The sequence below is a fragment of the Pantoea wallisii genome (genome assembly GCF_002095485.1).
GTDB classification, from domain to species: domain Bacteria; phylum Pseudomonadota; class Gammaproteobacteria; order Enterobacterales; family Enterobacteriaceae; genus Pantoea; species Pantoea wallisii.
This window is the reverse complement of record NZ_MLFS01000060.1, coordinates 1-19,859: the sequence shown is the minus strand read 5'-3', so window position 1 is coordinate 19,859 and position 19,859 is coordinate 1. Positions and strand designations below refer to the sequence as shown.

Here is a 19,859-nt window from a genome sequence, read left to right as displayed (position 1 = left end):
CTGCTACCAAAATTTACCTCAGAAGGTTCCCTGCCGTCTGGCTTGCGTTTCAGCTATCAGCGTCCAAACTTGTCAGGTTAGACGTAAAACGATGTGTGATGTGTTAAAGCAAGGAGGAGAAGAGTGAGTAAGAGAATCGCGGTACTGATTACCGATGAGTTTGAGGACTCAGAGTTTACCTCTCCCGCAGAGGCCTACAGCAAAGCTGGCCACGAAGTGGTAACCATTGAGATGCAGGCCGGTAAGGTTGTGAAGGGTAAGCAGGGAAAAGCGGAAGTGAAGATCGATAAAGATATCGATCACGTCAACGCCGCAGAATTCGATGCGCTGCTGTTGCCAGGCGGCCATTCGCCAGATTCACTGCGCGGCGACGATCGCTTCGTCAACTTTACCAAAGAGTTTGTTGCCAGCGGCAAGCCTATTTTTGCCATTTGCCACGGTCCGCAGCTGCTGATTAGCGCTAACGGCGTGCGCGGTCGCAAGATGACCTGCGTGAAAGCCATTGCGATCGACCTGCGTAATGCCGGGGCGGATTTCTATGACAAAGAGGTGGTAGTGGATGATGACAAGCTGGTCACCAGCCGCACGCCAGAGGATCTGCCCGCATTTAACCGTGAATCACTGCGTATTCTGAACGCAGCCTGACCAGCGGATTCGACGCAAAGCGGCGTGATTTATCTGATAAATTGCGCCGCTACAGCCAGGCTTACCGCTGCCAGACAATTTTGCTGCCAAACCCCAGTGCATTATCCGTCATCTTTAACTCCTCAATCGCGATCTCCCACAGCGGTGCCGTTACCTTCTTTGCCACCGGAAAACGCCTCTGATACGCCTTCAGCGCCTGTTCGTCCTCTGTAAGCCGGCCATGTCCACGATACTGCACGCCTTTAATCAGCAATACGCTTTTGGGCTGGCCGTTAACGGTGCCCGCCACGCGCGAATTGTGGAGCATTAACGCACCATGGCGCGTATCCGTCCCGGTCATCAGCCAGAAGGCCATGCGGGCCTCATCGAATACATAGAAGCAGTTAGCACACCACAGATCGTCGCCATCGCTGGTGCACAGTGACAGGACGTGCTGTTTCTTCAGATAGCGAAGCAGATGGGAAAGGTCAGACAAGAGCAACTCCGTGCGTTAATAGCGATGCGGACGCCGGCGCGTTACACTGCCCGCCAGCATTTTAATGAGATGAGACAGATGGAACAGCGCTGGCAGCTCTATATGCTGCAAACTGCCGCCGGCATGCTTTACACCGGCATTACGACGGATGTTAACCGCCGCCTGCAGCAACATCAACAGGGGCGCGGGGCACGATCGCTGCGCGGTAAAGGCCCGCTCACGCTGGTGTTTCATTGCGCGGCGGGCGATCGTGCTGCTGCATCACGACTGGAGTATCAGGTAAAGCAGCTCAGCCGCGCGCGGAAGCTGCTGCTGGTTGCCCAGCAGCCCACCTGCCTGAACGCCTGGTTTACGCAAAGCGATTGAACGGCGCCGCAAAGTCGACCAGTCCCTCGACGCCATCAAACGCCTCATCCGCCAGCTTGTAGACCTGGAAAGCCGCTTCGCTGCCGGGCCAGCGACAGTGCAACCCGTGTCGTGCAGCGGGCTCGAAGCCCAGTGGATTGTAGAAGGCGGGATCGCCCAGCACCACGACGGCGCAGTAGCTGAATTCGTTCAGGGAGTCGAGCCCTTCAAACACCAGCTTTTTGGCAATGCCCTGTTTACGCACTGACGCATCTACCGCCAGCGGCGCCAGCGCCACCCAGTTGCGATCTTCACCCTGTAATGTGACCGGGCTGAAAGCCGCATAGCCCAGCACCTGGCCTTCATCGTCGGTTGCCACAACGCCGAGCGTTAATAAGCCATCCTCACGCAGTTGCTGCACCAGTTCGGCTTCAGCCTCGGTGGCAAAACTGCGCCTGAGCAGGCTATCAATACCTGCCGCATCCACACCAATTTCAGTACGAATTAACATGAGATCCCCGCGCGCGCCTCAGTGGCCTTCGCGTCCTGTTTCATTCCAGCCTCAACAAAGGCCGCCAGCTGCTGCAACCCGGTGCGCAATGGCGTCGGCATGGCATCCAGTTCTATGGCATCCATCAGGTTTTTCACCTCCAGTCCCAGCTCCGTGTCGCCCTCAATCACCAGACGGCGTTGGAAGAACAACATATCGGGGTCGGCTTTGCGTGCTGCCACCAGCAACAGATCGTTTGCTTCACCGCGAAACCACACATCTGCTTCGGTCTCGCGTGAAACGGTCAGGCGCCCCTTCTGCAAGGTGGTGATCCAGCGCAGATTAATATCTGCTATCTCGATCCCAAGTGAGCGCCCTTCCAGAAAGTCTAACTCACCTTCAGATAAAGCATGCCGAAATTGCCAGTTTAGGAGTTGTTGCAAAACGGTTTTTTTCACTGCAAACGGCGTAAGCGAAACCGGTAAAGCGAGGAATTCCGGCCCTTTGTCCACTATCAGGCCGCGTAAGCGCGCAAACATTGACTGCACTCCCTTCAGAAAATTTTACCTATATTGCCACATCCCGCCGCGTTCGCCTCAACCGGGATCAAGGAAATCGCCTGACGGCCGGGCGAAAATTCGCCACTCTGTCCGGACAATTATGCTTTCACTGCCTTAAATCAACATTAGCGTGCGGACGGTTGCCTACACTCAACGGCTTCAGAATCCGGGAGGAGATTGTATGGAACTGCTGTGTCCGGCGGGGAATTTACCTGCGCTGAAATCGGCGGTGGAGCATGGCGCAGATGCGGTGTACGTCGGCCTGAAAGATGACACCAATGCCCGCCACTTTGCCGGCCTCAATTTTACCGACAAAAAACTCGCAGAGGCCGCGCGCTTCCTGCATCAGCACCGCCGCAAACTGCATGTGGCCATCAACACCTTTGCGCATCCGGATGGCGTAAACCGCTGGCAGACGGCGATCGATATTGCCGCGCAAAACGGCGCTGATGCGCTGATTCTGGCGGATATCGCCACGCTGGAGTACGCGGCGAAACACTATCCGCACGTTGAACGTCATCTGTCGGTGCAGGCTTCGGCCACTAATCTGCAGGCGATTCACTTTTACCATCGTCACTTCCGGCTCAGCCGCGTGGTGCTGCCGCGCGTACTGTCGATGCACCAGGTGAAACAGATTGCGCGTGAAACCCCGGTGCCACTGGAGGTGTTCGCCTTTGGCAGCCTGTGCATCATGGCGGAGGGGCGCTGCTATCTCTCATCGTGGCTGACCGGCGAATCACCCAACAGCGCTGGCGCCTGTTCGCCTGCAAAATTTGTGCGCTGGCAGCAAACGCCAAAGGGAATGGAGTCGCGCCTGAATGACGTGCTGATTGACCGCTATGCCGCTGATGAGAGCGCGGGCTACCCGACGCTGTGCAAAGGGCGCTACGCGGTGGATGAGCAGCGTTATCACGTGCTGGAGGAGCCCACCAGCCTGAATACGCTTTCGCTGCTGCCTGAACTGTTTAAAGCCAATATCGCCTCGGTGAAGATCGAAGGTCGCCAGCGCAGCCCGGCCTATGTGGCGCAGGTGGCCAAAGTGTGGCGTCAGGCCATCGATCGCTGCATGGCCGATCCGCAGCAGTTTGCCGTACAGGCGTCATGGATGCAGGCGCTGGGCGAACTCTCTGAAGGTAGCCAGACCACGCTGGGCGCCTATCATCGCGACTGGCAATAAGGAGGACGCATGAAATATGCCATCGGTCCGGTACTGTGGTACTGGCCAACTGACACGCTGGAACACTTCTATCAGCGCGCCGCAGAGAGCAGCGCGGACATTATCTATCTGGGTGAAGCCGTCTGCAGTAAACGCCGTGCCACGTCGTTTGCGCAGTGGATGGAGATGGCGCGCATGCTGGCCGGCAGCGGTAAACAGGTGGTGCTGAGCACGCTGGCGCTGCTGCAATCCCCTTCAGAGGTGAAGGAGCTGCGGCGTTACGTTGAAAACGGTGAGTTTCTGCTGGAAGCCAACGACATCGGCACGGTAAACATGGCCGCAGAGCGTCAGCTGCCGTTTGTGGCCGGCCCGACGCTTAACGTTTACAACGCCCAGGCGCTGCAGCTACTGCACAAAGAGGGCATGACGCGCTGGTGCATTCCTGTTGAGATGTCACGCGACTGGCTGATTCAGCTGCTGCAGCAGTGTGAAAGCGTGCGCGATCGGTTTGAGGTGGAAGTGCTGGGCTACGGTCATCTGCCGCTGGCGCTCTCGGCACGCTGCTTTACCGCGCGTTCGGAGCATCGTGCCAAAGATGATTGCCAGACGTGCTGCATTAACTACCCGACCGGCCGCCGCGTGCTATCCCAGGAGGGCCAACAGGTGTTTGTGCTCAACGGTATTCAGACCATGAGCGGCTACTGCTACAACCTCGGTAACGATCTCGCCGGAATGCACGGCTGGGTGGATGTGGTGCGTTTATCTCCACAGGATCATGACACCTTCACGGAAATTGATCGCTTCCGCGCTAACGAAGCGGGGAGATTGCCGCTGATGGTAGCACGCGGCAGTGATTGCAATGGCTACTGGCGCCGTCTGGCCGGTATGGCGCTGGAAGGTGATCGATAAACGCACATTCCGGCTATATGCCTGCTGTTATTAGCAGTTTTAATATAGGGAGTGATAAGTGATACTGACTGACGCAGGTTGTCTGACACCTGCGCCATCATTTGCCGGAGTGCCCATGTCTGAGAAAAAAACTGTTCGCCTGTCCGTGCTGGATCTGGCCCCCATTCCGCAAGGCTCGTCTGCGCGCGACGCCTTCCACAATTCACTGGCGCTGGCGCGTCAGGCGGAAACGCTTGGTTTCCACCGTTACTGGCTGGCTGAACACCATAATATGACCGGCATTGCCAGTGCCGCCACCTCGGTGCTGATTGGTTACCTCGCCGCGAATACCACCACGCTGCGTCTTGGCTCCGGCGGGATTATGCTGCCGAACCATGCGCCGCTGGTGATCGCCGAACAGTTTGGTACGCTTGAGTCACTCTATCCCGGCCGTATCGATCTGGGGCTGGGCCGCGCGCGCCGGGTTCCGATCAGCGCACGATGCTGGCGCTGCGCCGCCATCTCTCCAGCGCGCAGGCTGACAGCTTCCCGGAAGATGTGGCCGAACTGATCCGCTGGTTCGATGCCGAAGAGGGCGAGCAGCCGGCAGTGCAGCCGGTGCCAGGCCTGGGCCTGAAAATTCCGGTCTGGCTGCTGGGTTCCAGCCTGTACAGCGCGCAGCTGGCAGCGCAGCTTGGCCTGCCGTTTGCCTTCGCCTCACACTTCGCGCCCGATCTGCTGTTCCAGGCGCTGCATCTCTATCGTGAGAAATTCCAGCCCTCTGCCCGCCTGGCAAAACCCTATGCCATGGTGTGCGTTAACGTGGTGGCAGCGGATAGCGAGCGCGAAGCACGCATCCTGTTTACCTCCATGCAGCAGCAGTTTATCAATCTGCGCCGCGGTAAGCCGGGTCCGCTGCCGGCGCCGGTCGAAAATATGGATAACCTGTGGTCGCCGTCTGAACAGTATGGCGTGCAGCAGGCGCTGAGCATGTCGATTGTTGGCGACGGCGATAAAGTGCGTAACGGCCTTGCCGCTCTGATGCGTGAAACCCAGGCGGATGAGATCATGGTTAACGGTCAGATTTACGATCCGCAGGCGCGCCTGCGCTCCTTCGCGCTGGCGATGGACGCCGCCCGCACGCTGTAATCCCGTGGCGGTGGGCTAGCCTTCTGGCCCTACCGCCAGCATCCGCACATCGCGGGCAGGCGACTGTCCGTAGAAGCGGCTGTATTCGCGGCTAAACTGCGATGCGCTTTGATAGCCTACGCGATACCCTGCCGTACCCGCATCTAACTTATCAATCATCATCAGCCGGCGTGCTTCGTTCAGGCGTAACTGTTTCTGGTACTGCATCGGCGTCATTGCCGTGACCGCCTTAAAGTGATGGTGCAGCGAGGAGATGCTCATTCCCACGCTGCTGGCCAGCTGATCCATCTTCAGCGGCTGATGAAAGTTCTCACGCAGCCAGCGTACCGCACGCGCCACTTTGTTGCCTGGCCGCTCCGCCAGCGCCATATTGAGAATGCGCGGCCCTTCCGGCCCGGTCAGCAGACGGTAGAAGATCTCTTTTTCGATTAGCGGTGCCAGCGCGGCGATATCCTGCGGCTGATCCAGCAGTTCAACCAGGCGGATAACCGCATCCACCAGCGATGACGCAACCTTATGCACGGTAATGCCGCGCTCATTGGCCGTGGCGCTGCCCACCTGATGCAGCGGAAAATACTTCAGATAGCGCAGCAGCCGGGCTTCATTGATGGTAATGCCCACGCCGAGATTAGGTTTCTCCGGGGTGGCCTTCACCACGCAGGATTGCACCGCCATATCCAGCGTCACCAGCAGCAGATCGCCGGGACCGTAATGCACCATGTCATCGCCCATGCGCAGCGCCTTTTGTCCCTGCGCTACCAGCGCGAAACCGGCCCACGCGGAGAGATGCGCCAGGCTGGTGGGCTGAGAGCTACGGCCAAAGGTGAGAAAATCGATAGCACTGTTATTGCGCCCTTCCGATTGCGCATGGCGGGCAATCATCGCCACCAGCTTTTGCCACTGTTCCTGATGAATCATGCGTTGCGCGCTCCGCGGTGAAAAATGACTCAACGCGCATTCTCGCCTGTCGCTCCGCTCGCGCCTAGTCCTTAATCAGCAGATTTGCAGGATCGTGCAAAAAGCTTGCAGGATTGCGCTACCGCAGAGAGCAGCGACAGCGCATGCTTTACTCACCCGAAATCTCAGGTGGAGAGACAGAATGAAAGCACTTGAAGGCAAAATTGCGCTGGTGACGGGCGCTTCGAAAGGCATTGGTGCCGCTATCGCCATGACTTTCGCGGCGGCCGGTGCCCGGGTGGTGGTGAATTATCGACAGGATGAAGCGGGCGCCGCGGATGTGGTGACCGATATTATTGCACTGGGTAGCGACGCCATCGCCGTGCAGGCCGATATCTCTCGCGAAGCCGATGTCGAACGCCTGTTCGCCAGCAGCATCGCGGAATTTGGCGCCCCCGATATTGTGGTTAATAACGCCGGACTTTTTCACCACGGTGACTTTGCTGCCCTGAGCGTCAGTGAGATGCAGCAGCAGCTGAACGTTAACCTGCTCGGCACCCTGCTGGTGTGTCAGCAGGCGGCACACCATTTTCCGCCGCGCGGCGGTTGTATCATCAACCTTAGCGCGCTCAGCAGCCAGCGCAGCATGCCTGGATCGGTGCTGTGGTCCGCCACCAAAGGCGCGATTGATACCTTAACGCAGGGCCTGGCACGTGAGCTGGGGCCGCGCAATATTCGCGTTAACGCGCTGGCGCCAGGCATTATCCTGACTGAAGGGCTGCTGGCAGCGAAGAAAATGCATCCGGAGTTGAAGGCGCAGCTGATTGCCGCCACGCCGCTGGGGCGCTTTGGGCTGCCGGAAGATGTGGCGCAGGTTGCGCTGTTCCTGGCGTCGGAAGAGTCTGCGTACGTAACCGGCGAGCGCGTACTGATTGCCGGCGGCGTGTAATTCCGCACAGAAGAGAGATAAAAAAGGGACGCTTGCGCGTCCCTTTTTACTTTTTAGCGTTTAACGCTTATGCGTCACGACGACGTGGTGCAGCTGCTGCACCCTCTTCACGACGTGGGCCACGGCCACCTTCACGGCTGAAGCGTCCGCCTTCGCGGCCACCTTCACGACGCTCAGAGAAACGGCGCGGTGCACCTTCGCCACGTGGCGCGCCATCACGGCTACCACGACGCTCACCACCGAAATCGCGACCACCGCTACGACGCTCAGTGCGCTCGTGCGGCTGTGCATCGCCCAGCAGCTGCATATTCATCGGTTTGTTGAGAATACGCGTACGGGTGAAGTGCTGCAGTACGTCGCCCGGCATGCCTTTCGGCAGCTCGATGGTTGAGTGGGTACCGAACAGCTTGATGTTACCGATGTAACGGCTGCTGATGTCACCTTCGTTAGCAATCGCACCAACGATATGACGCACTTCAACACCATCATCACGACCCACTTCAATGCGGTACAGCTGCATTTCGCCAACATCACGACGTTCGCGACGTGGACGATCGCCACCTTCACGGCTGTCGCGGCTGTCACGACGTGGACGGTCGCTGCGCTCGTCACGGTCACGGAACTCACGACGCGGCGGACGCGGTGCTTCTGGTGGCAGAATCAGCGGACGCTCACCCTGGGCCATTTTCAGCAGTGCTGCGGCCAGCGTTTCGATATCCAGATCTTCACCCGGCTGCATTTTGCTCAGCAGCGCACGGTACTGGTCCAGATCGCTGCTCTCCAGCTGCTGCTGTACTTTAGCAGCAAACTGCGCCAGACGACGCTCACTCAGCAGCTCTGCATTCGGCAGTTCAACTTCCGGAATGGTCAGCTTCATGGTGCGCTCGATGTTGCGCAGCAGACGACGCTCGCGGTTCTCAACGAACAGCAGCGCACGGCCAGCACGGCCAGCACGACCGGTACGACCAATACGGTGCACGTAAGATTCCGCATCCATCGGGATGTCGTAGTTAACAACCAGGCTGATACGCTCAACGTCCAGACCACGTGCCGCAACGTCGGTGGCGATCAGGATATCCAGACGACCATCTTTCAGGCGCTCCAGCGTCTGCTCACGCAGTGCCTGGTTCATGTCGCCGTTCAGTGCCGCGCTGTTGTAGCCATTGCGCTCCAGCGTTTCGGCGACTTCCAGCGTTGCGTTTTTGGTACGCACGAAGATGATAGCGGCGTCAAAGTCTTCTGCTTCCAGGAAGCGGACCAGCGCGTCAGATTTACGGCCGTAAGCGGTCCAGTAAGACTGTGAAATGTCCGGACGGGTCGTTACGCTGGACTGAATGCGCACTTCCTGCGGATCTTTCATGAAACGCTTGGTGATGCGACGAATCGCTTCCGGCATGGTGGCAGAGAACAGTGCGGTCTGATGACCTTCCGGAATCTGCGCCATGATGGTTTCAACGTCTTCGATGAAGCCCATACGCAGCATCTCATCGGCTTCGTCCAGAACCAGACCACGCAGGTTTGAGAGGTCCAGCGTGCCACGCTTCAGGTGGTCCAGCAGACGACCCGGGGTACCGACCACGATCTGTGGTCCCTGGCGCAATGCACGCAGCTGCACGTCATAACGCTGGCCACCGTACAGGGCCACGACGTTAACGCCGCGCATATGTTTAGAGAATTCTGTCATCGCTTCAGCCACCTGCACCGCCAGTTCGCGGGTCGGTGCCAGCACCAGGATTTGTGGTGCGCGGACAGAAGGATCGATGTTGTTCAGCAGCGGCAGAGAGAAGGCTGCTGTTTTACCACTACCGGTCTGCGCCATACCCAGCACATCACGGCCCGCCAGCAGGTGAGGAATACACTCAGCCTGGATTGGCGAAGGCTTAACGTAGCCCATACCGTTCAGTGATTCGAGGATGTCGGCGTTCAGGCCCAGATCAGCAAAAGTGGTTTGAATATCAGTCATGTAGTACACGTGCCTCTTAGATTGCGGCGGCCAGTCTACATAACTCGTCGTGAAAACTTTCAGTCATTTTCATCAAAAAGTGTGAACCGGCTCAAATTAGAAGTTTTGACGAACAGAAAAGCCCTCACCTCAGAAGGTGATGACTTTACAGGTACAACAGGCAATAAAAGTTCGTCAGCTATTGCTGGTCAGATTCTGATAAATCGTCTTGTGTCTGGCCGAGTTGCGCCAGTTCCAACAATGCGTATCGGTGTTCAACAAAGTTATTGACGTTGTTGGCCACCGCCAGTTTGAACAACGCTTTCGCGTCGTCCTTCTCCCCCAGACTTAGGTAGTACTTACCTAAATAGAAGTTGGTTTCACTGAGATGTTCAGCGAGCGAGGTGTTATCCGTTGCGTCCGCCTTGAGACGTTCCATCAATGTTTTTTCACTGATGTCGCCCAGGTAGAACTCGACAATATTCCATCCCCATTGGTCCTTAGCCGCTTTGTCATAACGCTGTTGAAGCGTTACTTTTGCCTTGTCTGCATCCATATCGCTTTCTGCGAGATAGAGCCAGAGGCTGCGGAACGGATCGTTAGGATCGTCTTGATAAAACGCCAGCAGATCATCTTGCGCTAACTTGTATCGACCGCCGTAATAGAGGGCGATACCACGGTTTAAATGCGCATAGTTGTAAGTTGGATCAAGCTCAAGTACAGAATCAAACGCTTCGTAGGCGGCATCAAAGTTGCCCGCCTGCGTTAAGTAAATGCCGAGATAGTTAAACACTTCCGGCATATCCGGTCTGATAGACAGCGCTTGCGAGAAATCGTTTCGCGCTAAAGCCCGCAGACCCAAACTATCATACAACACTCCGCGCTCATATAACAGCTGTGCGCGTTCATCATCGGTAAGGGCTCGACTGGCAAGAATTTGTTCCATTCGCGCCAGAATCACCTCTTGCTGCAGTGTGGGCTGCAAAGGTACTGCCAGAACTTCGTTCTTACGCCAATTGGAGTTGCTGCATCCTGCCAGCGTGAGAGCTGTCGCAACAAAACACCAGCGCAAAAAAGGCTTCATTTCCCACTCCCGAATACAAACATTGGGATAACCATCCTGTCATCCGCCTGCTGTGCACAAGGATTCCCGCCCTCGCGATGATCTAAAAACCTCTCCCTGCCAGGCAGAGAGAGGCCAATCAGGTAATGCTTACTCGGCTTCAGGCGCATCAGTCGCAGTAGCGGCTGCTTCTGCTGGTTTCTGCTCTGTCGCTTCTTTAATGCTGAGACGAACGCGGCCCTGACGGTCCACTTCCATCACTTTCACCGGCACTTCCTGGCCCATCTGCAGGTAATCGGTCACTTTCTCTACGCGCTTATCCGCGATCTGAGAGATGTGCACCAGACCCTCTTTACCGCCGCCGATAGCCACGAAGGCACCGAAATCAACGATGCGGGTAACTTTACCGGCATAGATACGACCTACTTCGATCTCCGCCGTGATCTCTTCGATACGACGAATCGCTTCTTTGGCTTTCAGGCCGTCGGTTGCTGCGATCTTCACGGTGCCATCATCTTCGATTTCGATGGTGGTGCCGGTCTCTTCGGTCAGCGCACGGATAACGGAGCCGCCTTTACCGATCACATCTTTGATCTTGTCAGAGTTGATCTTGATGGTATAGATGCGCGGTGCGAACTCGGAGATCTCCTGACGCGGCGTGCTGATAGCCTGTTCCATTACGCTCAGGATGTGCAGACGTGCACCCTTCGCCTGGTTCAGTGCCACCTGCATGATTTCGCGGGTGATACCTTCGATTTTAATGTCCATCTGCAGCGCGGTGATACCTTCACGGCTACCGGCTACTTTGAAGTCCATGTCGCCGAGGTGATCTTCGTCGCCGAGGATGTCAGACAGCACCACGAACTTCTCGTCTTCTTTAACCAGACCCATAGCGATACCTGCAACGGCCGCCTTGATCGGTACACCTGCATCCATCAGCGCCAGAGAAGCGCCACAGACGGAAGCCATAGAAGAGGAGCCGTTTGATTCGGTGATTTCAGACACAACACGTACGGTGTACGGGAAATCTTCCTGCTTCGGCATCACTGCCAGCACGCCACGCTTCGCCAGACGACCGTGACCGATTTCACGACGCTTCGGTGAGCCAACCATACCGGTTTCGCCCACAGAGTACGGAGGGAAGTTGTAGTGGAACAGGAAGCTGTCGGTACGCTCGCCCATCAGCTCATCCAGGTTCTGCGCATCACGTGCAGTACCCAGGGTCGCGGCAACCAGCGCCTGCGTTTCACCACGGGTGAACAGCGCAGAGCCGTGGGTACGTGGCAGTACGCCAGTACGCACATCCAGACCACGGATCATATCTTTTTCACGGCCATCGATACGCGGTTCGCCGTTCAGGATACGGGTACGCACCACGTTCTTTTCCAGGCTATGAACGATATCGCCGATTTCAGCGTCATCCAGCGTTTCGTCTTCAGCCAGCAGCGCGGCGATGGTTTCGTCTTTGATGACGCCAACCTGCGCATAACGCTCCTGCTTGTCGGTAATGCGGTAAGCGTCGCTGATGCGCGCTTCAGCCAGGGCAGCAACACGTGCGATCAACGCATCATTAGCGGCTTCAGGCTGCCAGTCCCAGCGCGGTTTACCCGCTTCTGCAACCAGTGAGTTGATGTTTTCGATCACAACCTGCTGCTGATCGTGGCCAAATACCACGGCGCCCAGCATCTGATCTTCTGTCAGGATTTCCGCTTCAGATTCCACCATCAGTACAGCGTTCTGCGTACCGGCAACCACCAGATCCAGACGAGACTGTTTGATCTCATCAGCGGTTGGGTTCAGAACATACTGATCGTTGATGTAGCCGACACGAGCTGCACCAATCGGGCCGTTGAACGGAATACCTGACAGTGACAGCGCCGCTGAAGCACCAATCATCGCCACGATATCCGGGTTAACCTGTGGGTTAACGGAAACGACGGTAGCAATAACCTGCACTTCGTTAACGAAGCCTTCCGGGAACAGCGGACGAACCGGGCGGTCAATCAGACGCGCAATCAGGGTTTCGCCTTCGCTTGGACGGCCTTCACGACGGAAGAAGCTGCCCGGGATACGGCCAGCAGCGTAGGTACGCTCCTGGTAGTTAACGGTCAGCGGGAAGAAATCCTGACCAGGTTTGGCTTTTTTCTGACCCACAACGGTAACGAATACCGCGGTGTCGTCCATGCTCACCATAACGGCGGCAGTGGCCTGGCGTGCCATCATGCCGGTTTCCAGCGTGACGGTATGCTGACCATATTGGAATTTGCGTACGATCGGGTTCAGCAAAATTTAAGTCCTTAAATTCGGGGCAAAGCCGTATCGGCCCGCCGGGGATTACCGATCTTTAGTTGCATCCTCGCGACTAATGACAACCCTTAACCGCCCCTGCGGTAAAGCCTCTCATTAGCCGCGCGAACCTCTGCAAGCAAAGATCACTCTCAGCAACAATACATGAGTTTGGTCCGGATTGCTGCGGATTGCTCGAAAAAAGGGGCCATAAAGGCCCCCTTTTCGCGAAACTCGCACAAATCTGATCGCCAGATGCGCTTTTTTGCATACTGCACACGCTACATCGTTGATCAGATTCTTCAGACTTAGCGACGCAGACCCAGGCTTTCGATCAGGCTGGTGTAGCGCGCAACGTCTTTACGCTTCAGGTAGTCCAGCAGCTTACGACGCTGAGATACCATGCGCAGCAGACCGCGACGGCTGTGGTGGTCTTTCTTGTGCTCAGAGAAGTGACCCTGCAGGTGATTAATCTGAGCAGTCAGCAGAGCAACCTGAACTTCAGTTGAACCGCTGTCGTTAGCACCACGACCGTATTTAGCAACGATCTCTGCTTTAGCTTCTACGCTTAGAGACATAATAAACTCCAGTGAAAAAATGAATGTATGGGTGCCGATCTCTAATTCAGCAGCCCGCTTTTAAAGCCGCGCTATTCTACTCTTCGCCCGATAGCAACGCAAATGCGCTGTTGCGGCAAATTCGGGCATATCAATCAGACAGGAAACTCCACCACCAGACGACGCGGCGCAACGCGCCCATCACTGGCGATCTCTGCCATCCCGATAAATTTACCGGCATCACCTTCAGTGACGCGCACCAGCCCGCTCTCCGGCGCATTGGCGGCCTGTACCGGCATCCCCTGTTTGAAGAAGGCGGCGACGGCAGACGGTAAGTTCACCAGTGGAAAGGCTTCTGCCGGGCTGTCCATCGGCAGCAGTAAGGCATCCAGTGGCGCATAATCCGGCACGTCAGCTTCATTAACCTGCGCCGCCAGCGTCTGCAGCTGCTCCAGCGTGATCATGCGACCAATCGGGTAACGCGCCACCTGCAACCGACGCAGCATAATGACGTGCGCGCCGCAGCCAAGCTTCTCACCGAGATCGTCGATGATGGTGCGGATATAGGTGCCTTTGGAAACGTGAATCTCCAGCTCCAGCTCTGAACCTTCCCAGCGGATAAACTGCAGCTCAAACACGGTAATCGGGCGTGCTTCACGCGGTACGGTGACGCCTTCACGCGCATATTCGTACAGCTTGCGGCCCTGATATTTCAGTGCGGAGAACATGGTCGGCACCTGTAAAGTGTCGCCACGAAAACTGTCCAGTGCCGCATCCAGATCTTGCTGAGTAAAGGTAACCGGTCGCGTTTCCACAACGTTACCGTCAGCATCGGAGGTATCGGTGCGTTCACCCAGGCGGGCAATCACCCGATAGCGCTTGTCCGAATCCAGCAGATACTGGGAAAACTTGGTCGCTTCACCAAGACAAATCGGCAGCATGCCGGTCGCCAGCGGGTCAAGCGCGCCGGTGTGGCCCGCTTTATTCGCGTGGAACAGGCGCTTTACCTTTTGCAGCACATCGTTGGAGGATGCGCCCTGGTGCTTATCCAGCAGAAAAACACCGTGTACATCGCGGCCGCGACGACGAGGACGACTCATCAGTCCTCCTTGTCATCTTCCGCCGGGTTTTCACCACGACGCTCGACGTCGCTCTTGATCACGTTAGAGACCAGGTTCGACATGCGCATACCTTCAATCAACGAGTTGTCGTAGAAGAAGGTCAGCTCTGGCACGATGCGCAGACGCATCGCTTTACCGAGCAGAATACGGATATAGCCGGACGCTTCTTTCAGGGCTTTCAGGCCGTTTTTTACCGCTTCTTCGTCTTTATCGTTGAGGAAGGTCACAAACACTTTGGCATAAGCCAGATCGCGTGAGACTTCCACACCGGAGACGGTCACCATCATACCAAGACGCGGATCTTTAATTTCGCGCTGCAGAATCATTGCGATCTCTTTCTGCAACTCCTGTGCGACGCGCTGTGGGCGACCAAACTCTTTCGCCATAATTATTTCTCCCAAATAATTCGGGAGGCCAGAGGCCTCCCAAATTGCATCACATCGATAAACGATTACTCGATGGTGCGTTTAATTTCAATCACTTCGAACACTTCGATCATATCGCCAACGCGAACGTCGTTGTAGTTCTTCACGCCGATACCGCACTCCATGCCGTTACGCACTTCGTTAACGTCATCTTTGAAGCGACGCAGAGATTCCAGCTCGCCTTCATAGATAACCACGTTGTCGCGCAGTACGCGGATCGGGTTGTGACGTTTGATGTTGCCTTCGGTAACCATACAGCCAGCAATCGCGCCAAACTTCGGTGACTTGAACACATCACGGACTTCAGCCAGACCGATAATCTGCTGTTTGAACTCCGGCGCCAGCATACCGCTCATGGCCGCTTTCACTTCGTCAATCAGGTTATAGATGACGGAGTAGTAACGCAGGTCAACGTTTTCAGCATCAATCACGCGGCGTGCAGAGGCATCAGCACGGACGTTGAAGCCAAGGATGATCGCGTTGGAAGCCGCAGCCAGCGTGGCGTCGGTTTCGGTGATCCCGCCTACGCCTGAACCGATAATCTTCACCTTCACTTCGTCGGTGGAGAGTTTCAGCAGCGAGTCGGAGATCGCTTCCACAGAACCCTGTACGTCGGACTTCAGCACGATGTTCAGCTCGGACACTTCGCCTTCGGTCATATTGGCGAACATGTTCTCCAGCTTCGATTTCTGCTGACGTGCCAGTTTCACTTCGCGGAATTTACCCTGACGATACAGTGCAACTTCACGTGCTTTCTTCTCGTCACGGACCACGGTCGCTTCGTCACCCGCTGCCGGCACACCGGACAGGCCGAGGATCTCCACAGGAATGGACGGACCCGCTTCCATGACTTCACGACCCAGCTCGTCACGCATCGCACGGACACGGCCATACTCGAAGCCGCACAGTACGATATCGCCTTTGTTCAGCGTACCTTCACGTACCAGCACGGTAGCCACCGGACCACGACCTTTATCGAGGAACGATTCGATAACCACGCCGCTTGCCATACCTTCACGGATAGCGCTCAGCTCCAGCACTTCCGCCTGCAGCAGGATAACGTTCAGCAGGTCGTCGATGCCTGTACCGGCTTTAGCCGACACGTTTACAAACATGTTCTCGCCGCCCCACTCTTCCGGAATGATACCGTACTGAGTCAGTTCGTTTTTCACACGATCCGGATCGGCTTCTGGCTTATCAATCTTGTTGACAGCAACCACCACCGGCACGCCAGCAGCTTTCGCGTGCTGGATAGCTTCGACGGTCTGTGGCATCACGCCATCATCTGCAGCAACCACCAGGATAACGATATCCGTCGCCTGCGCACCACGAGCACGCATAGCGGTAAACGCGGCGTGGCCCGGGGTATCGAGGAAGGTAATCATACCGTTGTCGGTTTCGACGTGGTAAGCACCGATATGCTGGGTAATACCGCCCGCTTCGCCAGAGGCGACTTTGGTAGAGCGGATGTAATCCAGCAGCGACGTTTTACCGTGGTCAACGTGACCCATGATGGTCACAACCGGCGCACGGCCTTCCTGTGCTGCATCAGTGTCACGATCGTCCATTACCGCTTCTTCCAGCTCATTCTCGCGGCGCAGGATCACTTTGTGACCCATCTCTTCCGCGACCAGCTGTGCGGTCTCCTGGTCGATAACCTGGTTGATGGTCGCCATGGCACCCATCTTCATCATCGCTTTGATAACCAGCGAGCCCTTCACGGCCATTTTATTAGCCAGCTCAGCGACGGTGATGGTTTCACCGATGATGACATCACGGTTAACTGCCTGCGCCGGCTTATTAAAGCCCTGCTGCAGGGAGCTTGGTTTACGGTGCTTGCCGCCTTTGCCGCCACGTACCTGAGCACGTGCTTCTTCGCGATCGGTTTTGGCTTCAGCGTGTTTGTTGCCTTTCTTCGCCGGGCGTGCAGCCTTAGTGCTGCGGGTACGACCACGACCGCCTTCAACTTCACGATCGTTCTCGTCCTCTGCCTGACGGGCATGAGTTGAAGTGGTGACGTGATAGTCGCCTTTATCTTCTTCCTCAGGTTTTTCCCACTCAGCAGATTTCTCTTCCGCCAGACGACGCGCTTCTTCCGCTACGCGGCGCGCATCTTCTTCCAGTTTACGGCGCGCTTCCTCTTCCGCTTTACGCTTCAATTCTGCGGCTTCGGCTTCACGACGGGCTTTATCAGACTGCGCAGCCTTGGTTACTTCGTCGGTAGGTTGATTTGTCACTTTCTCATTTTCCGCTGCTTCACGCTTAGCCTTTTCAGCGGCTTCGCGCTTGGCTTTCTCTTCGGCTTCACGTTGCGCTTTTTGTTCAGCTTCGCGACGGGCTTGTTCTTCCGCCTCGCGACGCGCCTGCTCTTCCGCTTCACGCTGCGCCTCAGCTTCAGCTTCTGCCTGAGCTTGCTCAGACTCTGCATCACCTTTCACGTATGTGCGCTTTTTGCGGACTTCGATTTGTACCGACTTACTTTTACCGCCGGTACCTGGAATATTCAAGGTGCTGCGCGTTTTACGCTGCAGCGTCAGTTTACCTGAACCGGTCTGACCGTGCTCACGATTCAGGTGGGACAGTAAGGTCTCTTTCTCTTGCTGGGATACCGCATCGTTTTCAGATTTCGGAATCCCTGCATCAGCAAATTGCTGTACCAGGCGATCGACCGGAGTCTGAATTTCGGCGGCCAGCGATTTTACGGTTACATCTGTCATGCTGTTCCTTCCTGTTATTACGCGTCATCGCCGAACCAGCAGATATTACGTGCAGCCATAATCAGCGCACCGGCCTTCTCATCATCCAGCCCTTCAATATCTGTCAGATCGTCAACACCTTGCTCAGCGAGATCTTCCAGCGTGCAAACGCCTTTTGACGCCAGGCGGTACGCCAGCGCACGATCCAGGCCTTCAAGATTCAGCAGGTCTTCAGCAGGTTCCTGATTACCAAGGCTCTCTTCTTTCGCTAATGCCAGGGTGGTTAACGCATTTTTTGCTCGTTCACGCAGGGCTTCAATGGTCTCTTCGTCGAGGCCGTCGATTTCCAGCAGCTCGTTAATTGGCACGTAAGCCAATTCTTCCAGCGAAGAGAAGCCCTCTTCCACCAGAACGGTGGCGAACTCTTCGTCGATGTCGAGATGTTTAGTGAACATATCGATTGCTGCATGGGCTTCAGCCTGATGCTTAGCCTGCAGATCATCGACGGTCATCACGTTCAGCTCCCAGCCACTCAGTTGGGAAGCCAGACGCACGTTTTGGCCATTACGGCCGATCGCCTGAGCCAGATTGCCAGCTTCAACAGCGATATCCATGGTGTGATTATCTTCATCCACCACAATTGACGCCACATCGGCAGGTGCCATGGCGTTAATCACGAACTGTGCCGGGTTATCATCCCACAGCACAATATCAATACGCTCGCCGCCCAGCTCGCTGGAGACAGCCTGAACGCGTGCACCGCGCATACCTACGCAGGCACCAACCGGATCGATACGCTTATCGTTGGTTTTCACCGCGATTTTCGCGCGTGAGCCCGGATCGCGCGCTGCCGCTTTGATCTCGATAACTTCTTCACCAATTTCCGGCACTTCAATGCGGAACAGTTCGATCAACATCTCCGGCTTGGAGCGGGTGACGAACAGCTGCGCGCCACGCGCTTCCGGACGGACGGCATACAGTACGCCGCGGATGCGGTCGCCCGGGCGGAAGTTTTCACGTGGCAGCATATCTTCACGCACGATAACGGCTTCCGCATTGCTGCCGAGATCCAGTGAAATATTATCGCGATTCACCTTCTTCACCACACCGGTGATGATCTCGCCTTCCTGCTCGCGGAACTGATCCACAACCATCGCTCGCTCGGCTTCACGCACTTTCTGCACGATAACCTGCTTCGCCGTTTGGGTCGTGATGCGGTCGAAGGTGACAGATTCGATCTGATCTTCAACGAAGTCGCCCAGATTGAACGCTTCATCTTCGAAGCGTGCGGCATCCAGCGTGATCTCGCGCGTCGGCTGCGTGACTTCTTCTACTACCTGCCAGCGACGGAACGTATCAAAATCGCCGCTGCGACGGTCAATGCTGACGCGCACGTCGATCTCTTGTTCATACTTCTTTTTGGTCGCAGTGGCCAAAGCGCTCTCCAGCGCTTCGAAGATTTTCTCACGCGGCAGGGCTTTTTCGTTAGAAACGGCTTCTACTACAGCTAAGATCTCTTTGTTCATCCTGGTTAGCCTCAATCCGGACTTTTAAAAGTGGGGGACCAGGTTCGCTTTCTGAATGTTGCTCAGTGCGAACACTTCATCGTTACCCTCAACGGTTACCGTGATCATCTCGCCTTCGACAGACTTAATGATGCCCTGCCATTTACGACGGTTCTGTACGGCCATACGCAGTACCAGGCTCACCTCATCACCAATGAAACGCACATAGTGTTCCGCAGTGAACAGGGGACGATCGAGACCTGGTGAGGAAACTTCAAGGTTGTAAGCCACCGTAATAGGATCTTCCACATCCATTACAGCGCTGACCTGGTGGCTAACATCGGCGCAATCATCAACATTGATACCCTCTTCACTATCAATATAGATGCGCAAGGTTGATGTGCGACCACGAACGAACTCGATACCGACTAATTCGTAGCCAAGCGCTTCTACCGGAGCAGAGATCAACTCTGTCAATTTTTGCTCTAATGTGGACAAGCCCACCCCCAAGACATAAAAAAAGGGCCTATAGCCCAGTGTTACGATTTCCTGATAACAAAAAACCCCGAATATTCGGGGCTTTTTATGACTGGACCCTGTACGCCGCATAGCGGCTTCGGCACACGAACCAGAAGAATTTTTTTCAAAACTCACTGAGAATGCGTCCGTCGATGCATACAGTATATTTGAAAAAGAACTCTAAGGGAAAG

General features: G+C 56.0%; 19 protein-coding genes and 1 pseudogene. 6 read left to right on the top strand and 14 right to left on the bottom strand.

Going from position 1 to position 19,859, the window contains the following annotated elements; all coding sequences use genetic code 11:
* The first annotated feature begins 123 nt into the window (after window positions 1–123).
* Entirely contained in the window at window positions 124–645 is a 522-nt protein-coding gene (locus HA48_RS18005; protein WP_128602546.1) for a type 1 glutamine amidotransferase domain-containing protein, read from the top strand.
* Between the two features lie 61 nt (window positions 646–706).
* On the opposite strand, the gene HA48_RS18000 is transcribed toward HA48_RS18005, so the two are convergent.
* Window positions 707–1,120, bottom strand: a complete 414-nt coding sequence (locus HA48_RS18000) for a YhbP family protein (RefSeq protein WP_128602545.1) — start codon at window positions 1,118–1,120, stop codon at window positions 707–709.
* Window positions 1,121–1,198: 78 nt separating this feature from the next.
* Between HA48_RS18000 and HA48_RS17995 the strand changes: the two genes are divergently transcribed.
* A complete protein-coding gene (locus tag HA48_RS17995; protein ID WP_128602544.1) occupies window positions 1,199–1,486 on the top strand; it encodes a GIY-YIG nuclease family protein in 288 nt (95 codons plus the stop codon).
* Here HA48_RS17995 and HA48_RS17990 read toward each other — a convergent pair.
* On the bottom strand, window positions 1,470–1,976 hold the full coding sequence (locus HA48_RS17990) for a GNAT family N-acetyltransferase (protein WP_128602543.1): 507 nt from the start codon (window positions 1,974–1,976) through the stop codon (window positions 1,470–1,472). The genes HA48_RS17995 and HA48_RS17990 overlap by 17 nt on opposite strands.
* Window positions 1,970–2,494, bottom strand: a complete 525-nt coding sequence (ubiT, locus tag HA48_RS17985; RefSeq protein WP_128602542.1) for a ubiquinone anaerobic biosynthesis accessory factor UbiT — start codon at window positions 2,492–2,494, stop codon at window positions 1,970–1,972. Before ubiT ends, HA48_RS17990 begins: the two co-directional genes overlap by 7 nt.
* Window positions 2,495–2,696: 202 nt before the next feature.
* Here ubiT and ubiU point away from each other — a divergent pair, with 202 nt between their 5' ends.
* From ubiU to HA48_RS17970, 3 genes and pseudogenes are all read left to right on the top strand, one after another.
* Complete coding sequence (gene ubiU, locus HA48_RS17980; RefSeq protein WP_128602541.1) at window positions 2,697–3,692, top strand: ubiquinone anaerobic biosynthesis protein UbiU; 996 nt, start codon at window positions 2,697–2,699, stop codon at window positions 3,690–3,692.
* Window positions 3,693–3,701: 9 nt separating this feature from the next.
* The gene (locus HA48_RS17975; protein WP_128602540.1) at window positions 3,702–4,580 is read left to right on the top strand and encodes a U32 family peptidase; all 879 of its coding nucleotides are present in this window, start codon (window positions 3,702–3,704) and stop codon (window positions 4,578–4,580) included.
* Window positions 4,581–4,695: 115 nt separating this feature from the next.
* A pseudogene (locus HA48_RS17970) lies at window positions 4,696–5,708 on the top strand (luciferase-like monooxygenase).
* A 15-nt stretch (window positions 5,709–5,723) separates the two neighbouring features.
* On the opposite strand, the gene HA48_RS17965 reads toward HA48_RS17970, so the two are convergent.
* Window positions 5,724–6,626, bottom strand: a complete 903-nt coding sequence (locus HA48_RS17965; protein ID WP_128602539.1) for an AraC family transcriptional regulator — start codon at window positions 6,624–6,626, stop codon at window positions 5,724–5,726.
* Window positions 6,627–6,807: 181 nt separating this feature from the next.
* Between HA48_RS17965 and HA48_RS17960 the strand changes: the two genes are divergently transcribed.
* Window positions 6,808–7,554: an SDR family NAD(P)-dependent oxidoreductase gene (locus HA48_RS17960; protein ID WP_128602538.1), complete on the top strand. Its 747-nt coding sequence runs from the start codon at window positions 6,808–6,810 to the stop codon at window positions 7,552–7,554.
* 67 nt (window positions 7,555–7,621) lie between these two features.
* On the opposite strand, the gene HA48_RS17955 is transcribed toward HA48_RS17960, so the two are convergent.
* The 10 genes from HA48_RS17955 to rimP all read right to left on the bottom strand — a co-directional run bounded on the left by HA48_RS17955 (window position 7,622) and on the right by rimP (window position 19,647).
* On the bottom strand, window positions 7,622–9,517 hold the full coding sequence (locus tag HA48_RS17955) for a DEAD/DEAH family ATP-dependent RNA helicase (RefSeq protein ID WP_128602537.1): 1,896 nt from the start codon (window positions 9,515–9,517) through the stop codon (window positions 7,622–7,624).
* Window positions 9,518–9,533: 16 nt separating this feature from the next.
* Window positions 9,534–9,590 (bottom strand): protein YrbN, encoded by a 57-nt coding sequence (yrbN, locus tag HA48_RS22985; RefSeq protein ID WP_098053093.1) that lies wholly within the window; start codon window positions 9,588–9,590, stop codon window positions 9,534–9,536.
* A gap of 105 nt (window positions 9,591–9,695) precedes the next feature.
* The gene (gene nlpI, locus HA48_RS17945; protein WP_128602536.1) at window positions 9,696–10,580 is read right to left on the bottom strand and encodes a lipoprotein NlpI; all 885 of its coding nucleotides are present in this window, start codon (window positions 10,578–10,580) and stop codon (window positions 9,696–9,698) included.
* 129 nt (window positions 10,581–10,709) lie between these two features.
* Window positions 10,710–12,845, bottom strand: coding sequence for a polyribonucleotide nucleotidyltransferase (pnp, locus tag HA48_RS17940; protein WP_128602535.1), 2,136 nt, complete (start codon window positions 12,843–12,845; stop codon window positions 10,710–10,712).
* A gap of 308 nt (window positions 12,846–13,153) precedes the next feature.
* Window positions 13,154–13,423, bottom strand: a complete 270-nt coding sequence (gene rpsO, locus HA48_RS17935; RefSeq protein ID WP_010615981.1) for a 30S ribosomal protein S15 — start codon at window positions 13,421–13,423, stop codon at window positions 13,154–13,156.
* Window positions 13,424–13,557: 134 nt separating this feature from the next.
* Complete coding sequence (gene truB, locus HA48_RS17930; RefSeq protein ID WP_128602534.1) at window positions 13,558–14,502, bottom strand: tRNA pseudouridine(55) synthase TruB; 945 nt, start codon at window positions 14,500–14,502, stop codon at window positions 13,558–13,560.
* Entirely contained in the window at window positions 14,502–14,909 is a 408-nt protein-coding gene (gene rbfA / locus HA48_RS17925) for a 30S ribosome-binding factor RbfA (RefSeq protein ID WP_128602533.1), read from the bottom strand. Before rbfA ends, truB begins: the two co-directional genes overlap by 1 nt.
* A gap of 65 nt (window positions 14,910–14,974) precedes the next feature.
* Window positions 14,975–17,665 (bottom strand): translation initiation factor IF-2, encoded by a 2,691-nt coding sequence (gene infB, locus HA48_RS17920; protein ID WP_128602532.1) that lies wholly within the window; start codon window positions 17,663–17,665, stop codon window positions 14,975–14,977.
* Between the two features lie 17 nt (window positions 17,666–17,682).
* Window positions 17,683–19,170, bottom strand: coding sequence for a transcription termination factor NusA (nusA, locus tag HA48_RS17915; RefSeq protein WP_128602531.1), 1,488 nt, complete (start codon window positions 19,168–19,170; stop codon window positions 17,683–17,685).
* 24 nt (window positions 19,171–19,194) lie between these two features.
* Window positions 19,195–19,647 (bottom strand): ribosome maturation factor RimP, encoded by a 453-nt coding sequence (gene rimP, locus HA48_RS17910; RefSeq protein WP_139807993.1) that lies wholly within the window; start codon window positions 19,645–19,647, stop codon window positions 19,195–19,197.
* Window positions 19,648–19,859 lie beyond the last annotated feature (212 nt).

What these genes read in the sequence shown, in the direction of transcription:
- HA48_RS17995 (WP_128602544.1), top strand. Translation starts at nt 1,199, where the DNA reads ATGGAACAGCGCTGGCAGCTCTATATGCTGCAAACTGCCGCCGGCATG.
- HA48_RS17990 (WP_128602543.1), bottom strand. Translation starts at nt 1,976, where the DNA reads ATGTTAATTCGTACTGAAATTGGTGTGGATGCGGCAGGTATTGATAGC.
- ubiT (WP_128602542.1), bottom strand. Translation starts at nt 2,494, where the DNA reads ATGTTTGCGCGCTTACGCGGCCTGATAGTGGACAAAGGGCCGGAATTC.
- ubiU (WP_128602541.1), top strand. Translation starts at nt 2,697, where the DNA reads ATGGAACTGCTGTGTCCGGCGGGGAATTTACCTGCGCTGAAATCGGCG.
- HA48_RS17975 (WP_128602540.1), top strand. Translation starts at nt 3,702, where the DNA reads ATGAAATATGCCATCGGTCCGGTACTGTGGTACTGGCCAACTGACACG.
- HA48_RS17965 (WP_128602539.1), bottom strand. Translation starts at nt 6,626, where the DNA reads ATGATTCATCAGGAACAGTGGCAAAAGCTGGTGGCGATGATTGCCCGC.
- HA48_RS17960 (WP_128602538.1), top strand. Translation starts at nt 6,808, where the DNA reads ATGAAAGCACTTGAAGGCAAAATTGCGCTGGTGACGGGCGCTTCGAAA.
- HA48_RS17955 (WP_128602537.1), bottom strand. Translation starts at nt 9,517, where the DNA reads ATGACTGATATTCAAACCACTTTTGCTGATCTGGGCCTGAACGCCGAC.
- nlpI (WP_128602536.1), bottom strand. Translation starts at nt 10,580, where the DNA reads ATGAAGCCTTTTTTGCGCTGGTGTTTTGTTGCGACAGCTCTCACGCTG.
- rpsO (WP_010615981.1), bottom strand. Translation starts at nt 13,423, where the DNA reads ATGTCTCTAAGCGTAGAAGCTAAAGCAGAGATCGTTGCTAAATACGGT.
- truB (WP_128602534.1), bottom strand. Translation starts at nt 14,502, where the DNA reads ATGAGTCGTCCTCGTCGTCGCGGCCGCGATGTACACGGTGTTTTTCTG.
- rbfA (WP_128602533.1), bottom strand. Translation starts at nt 14,909, where the DNA reads ATGGCGAAAGAGTTTGGTCGCCCACAGCGCGTCGCACAGGAGTTGCAG.
- infB (WP_128602532.1), bottom strand. Translation starts at nt 17,665, where the DNA reads ATGACAGATGTAACCGTAAAATCGCTGGCCGCCGAAATTCAGACTCCG.
- nusA (WP_128602531.1), bottom strand. Translation starts at nt 19,170, where the DNA reads ATGAACAAAGAGATCTTAGCTGTAGTAGAAGCCGTTTCTAACGAAAAA.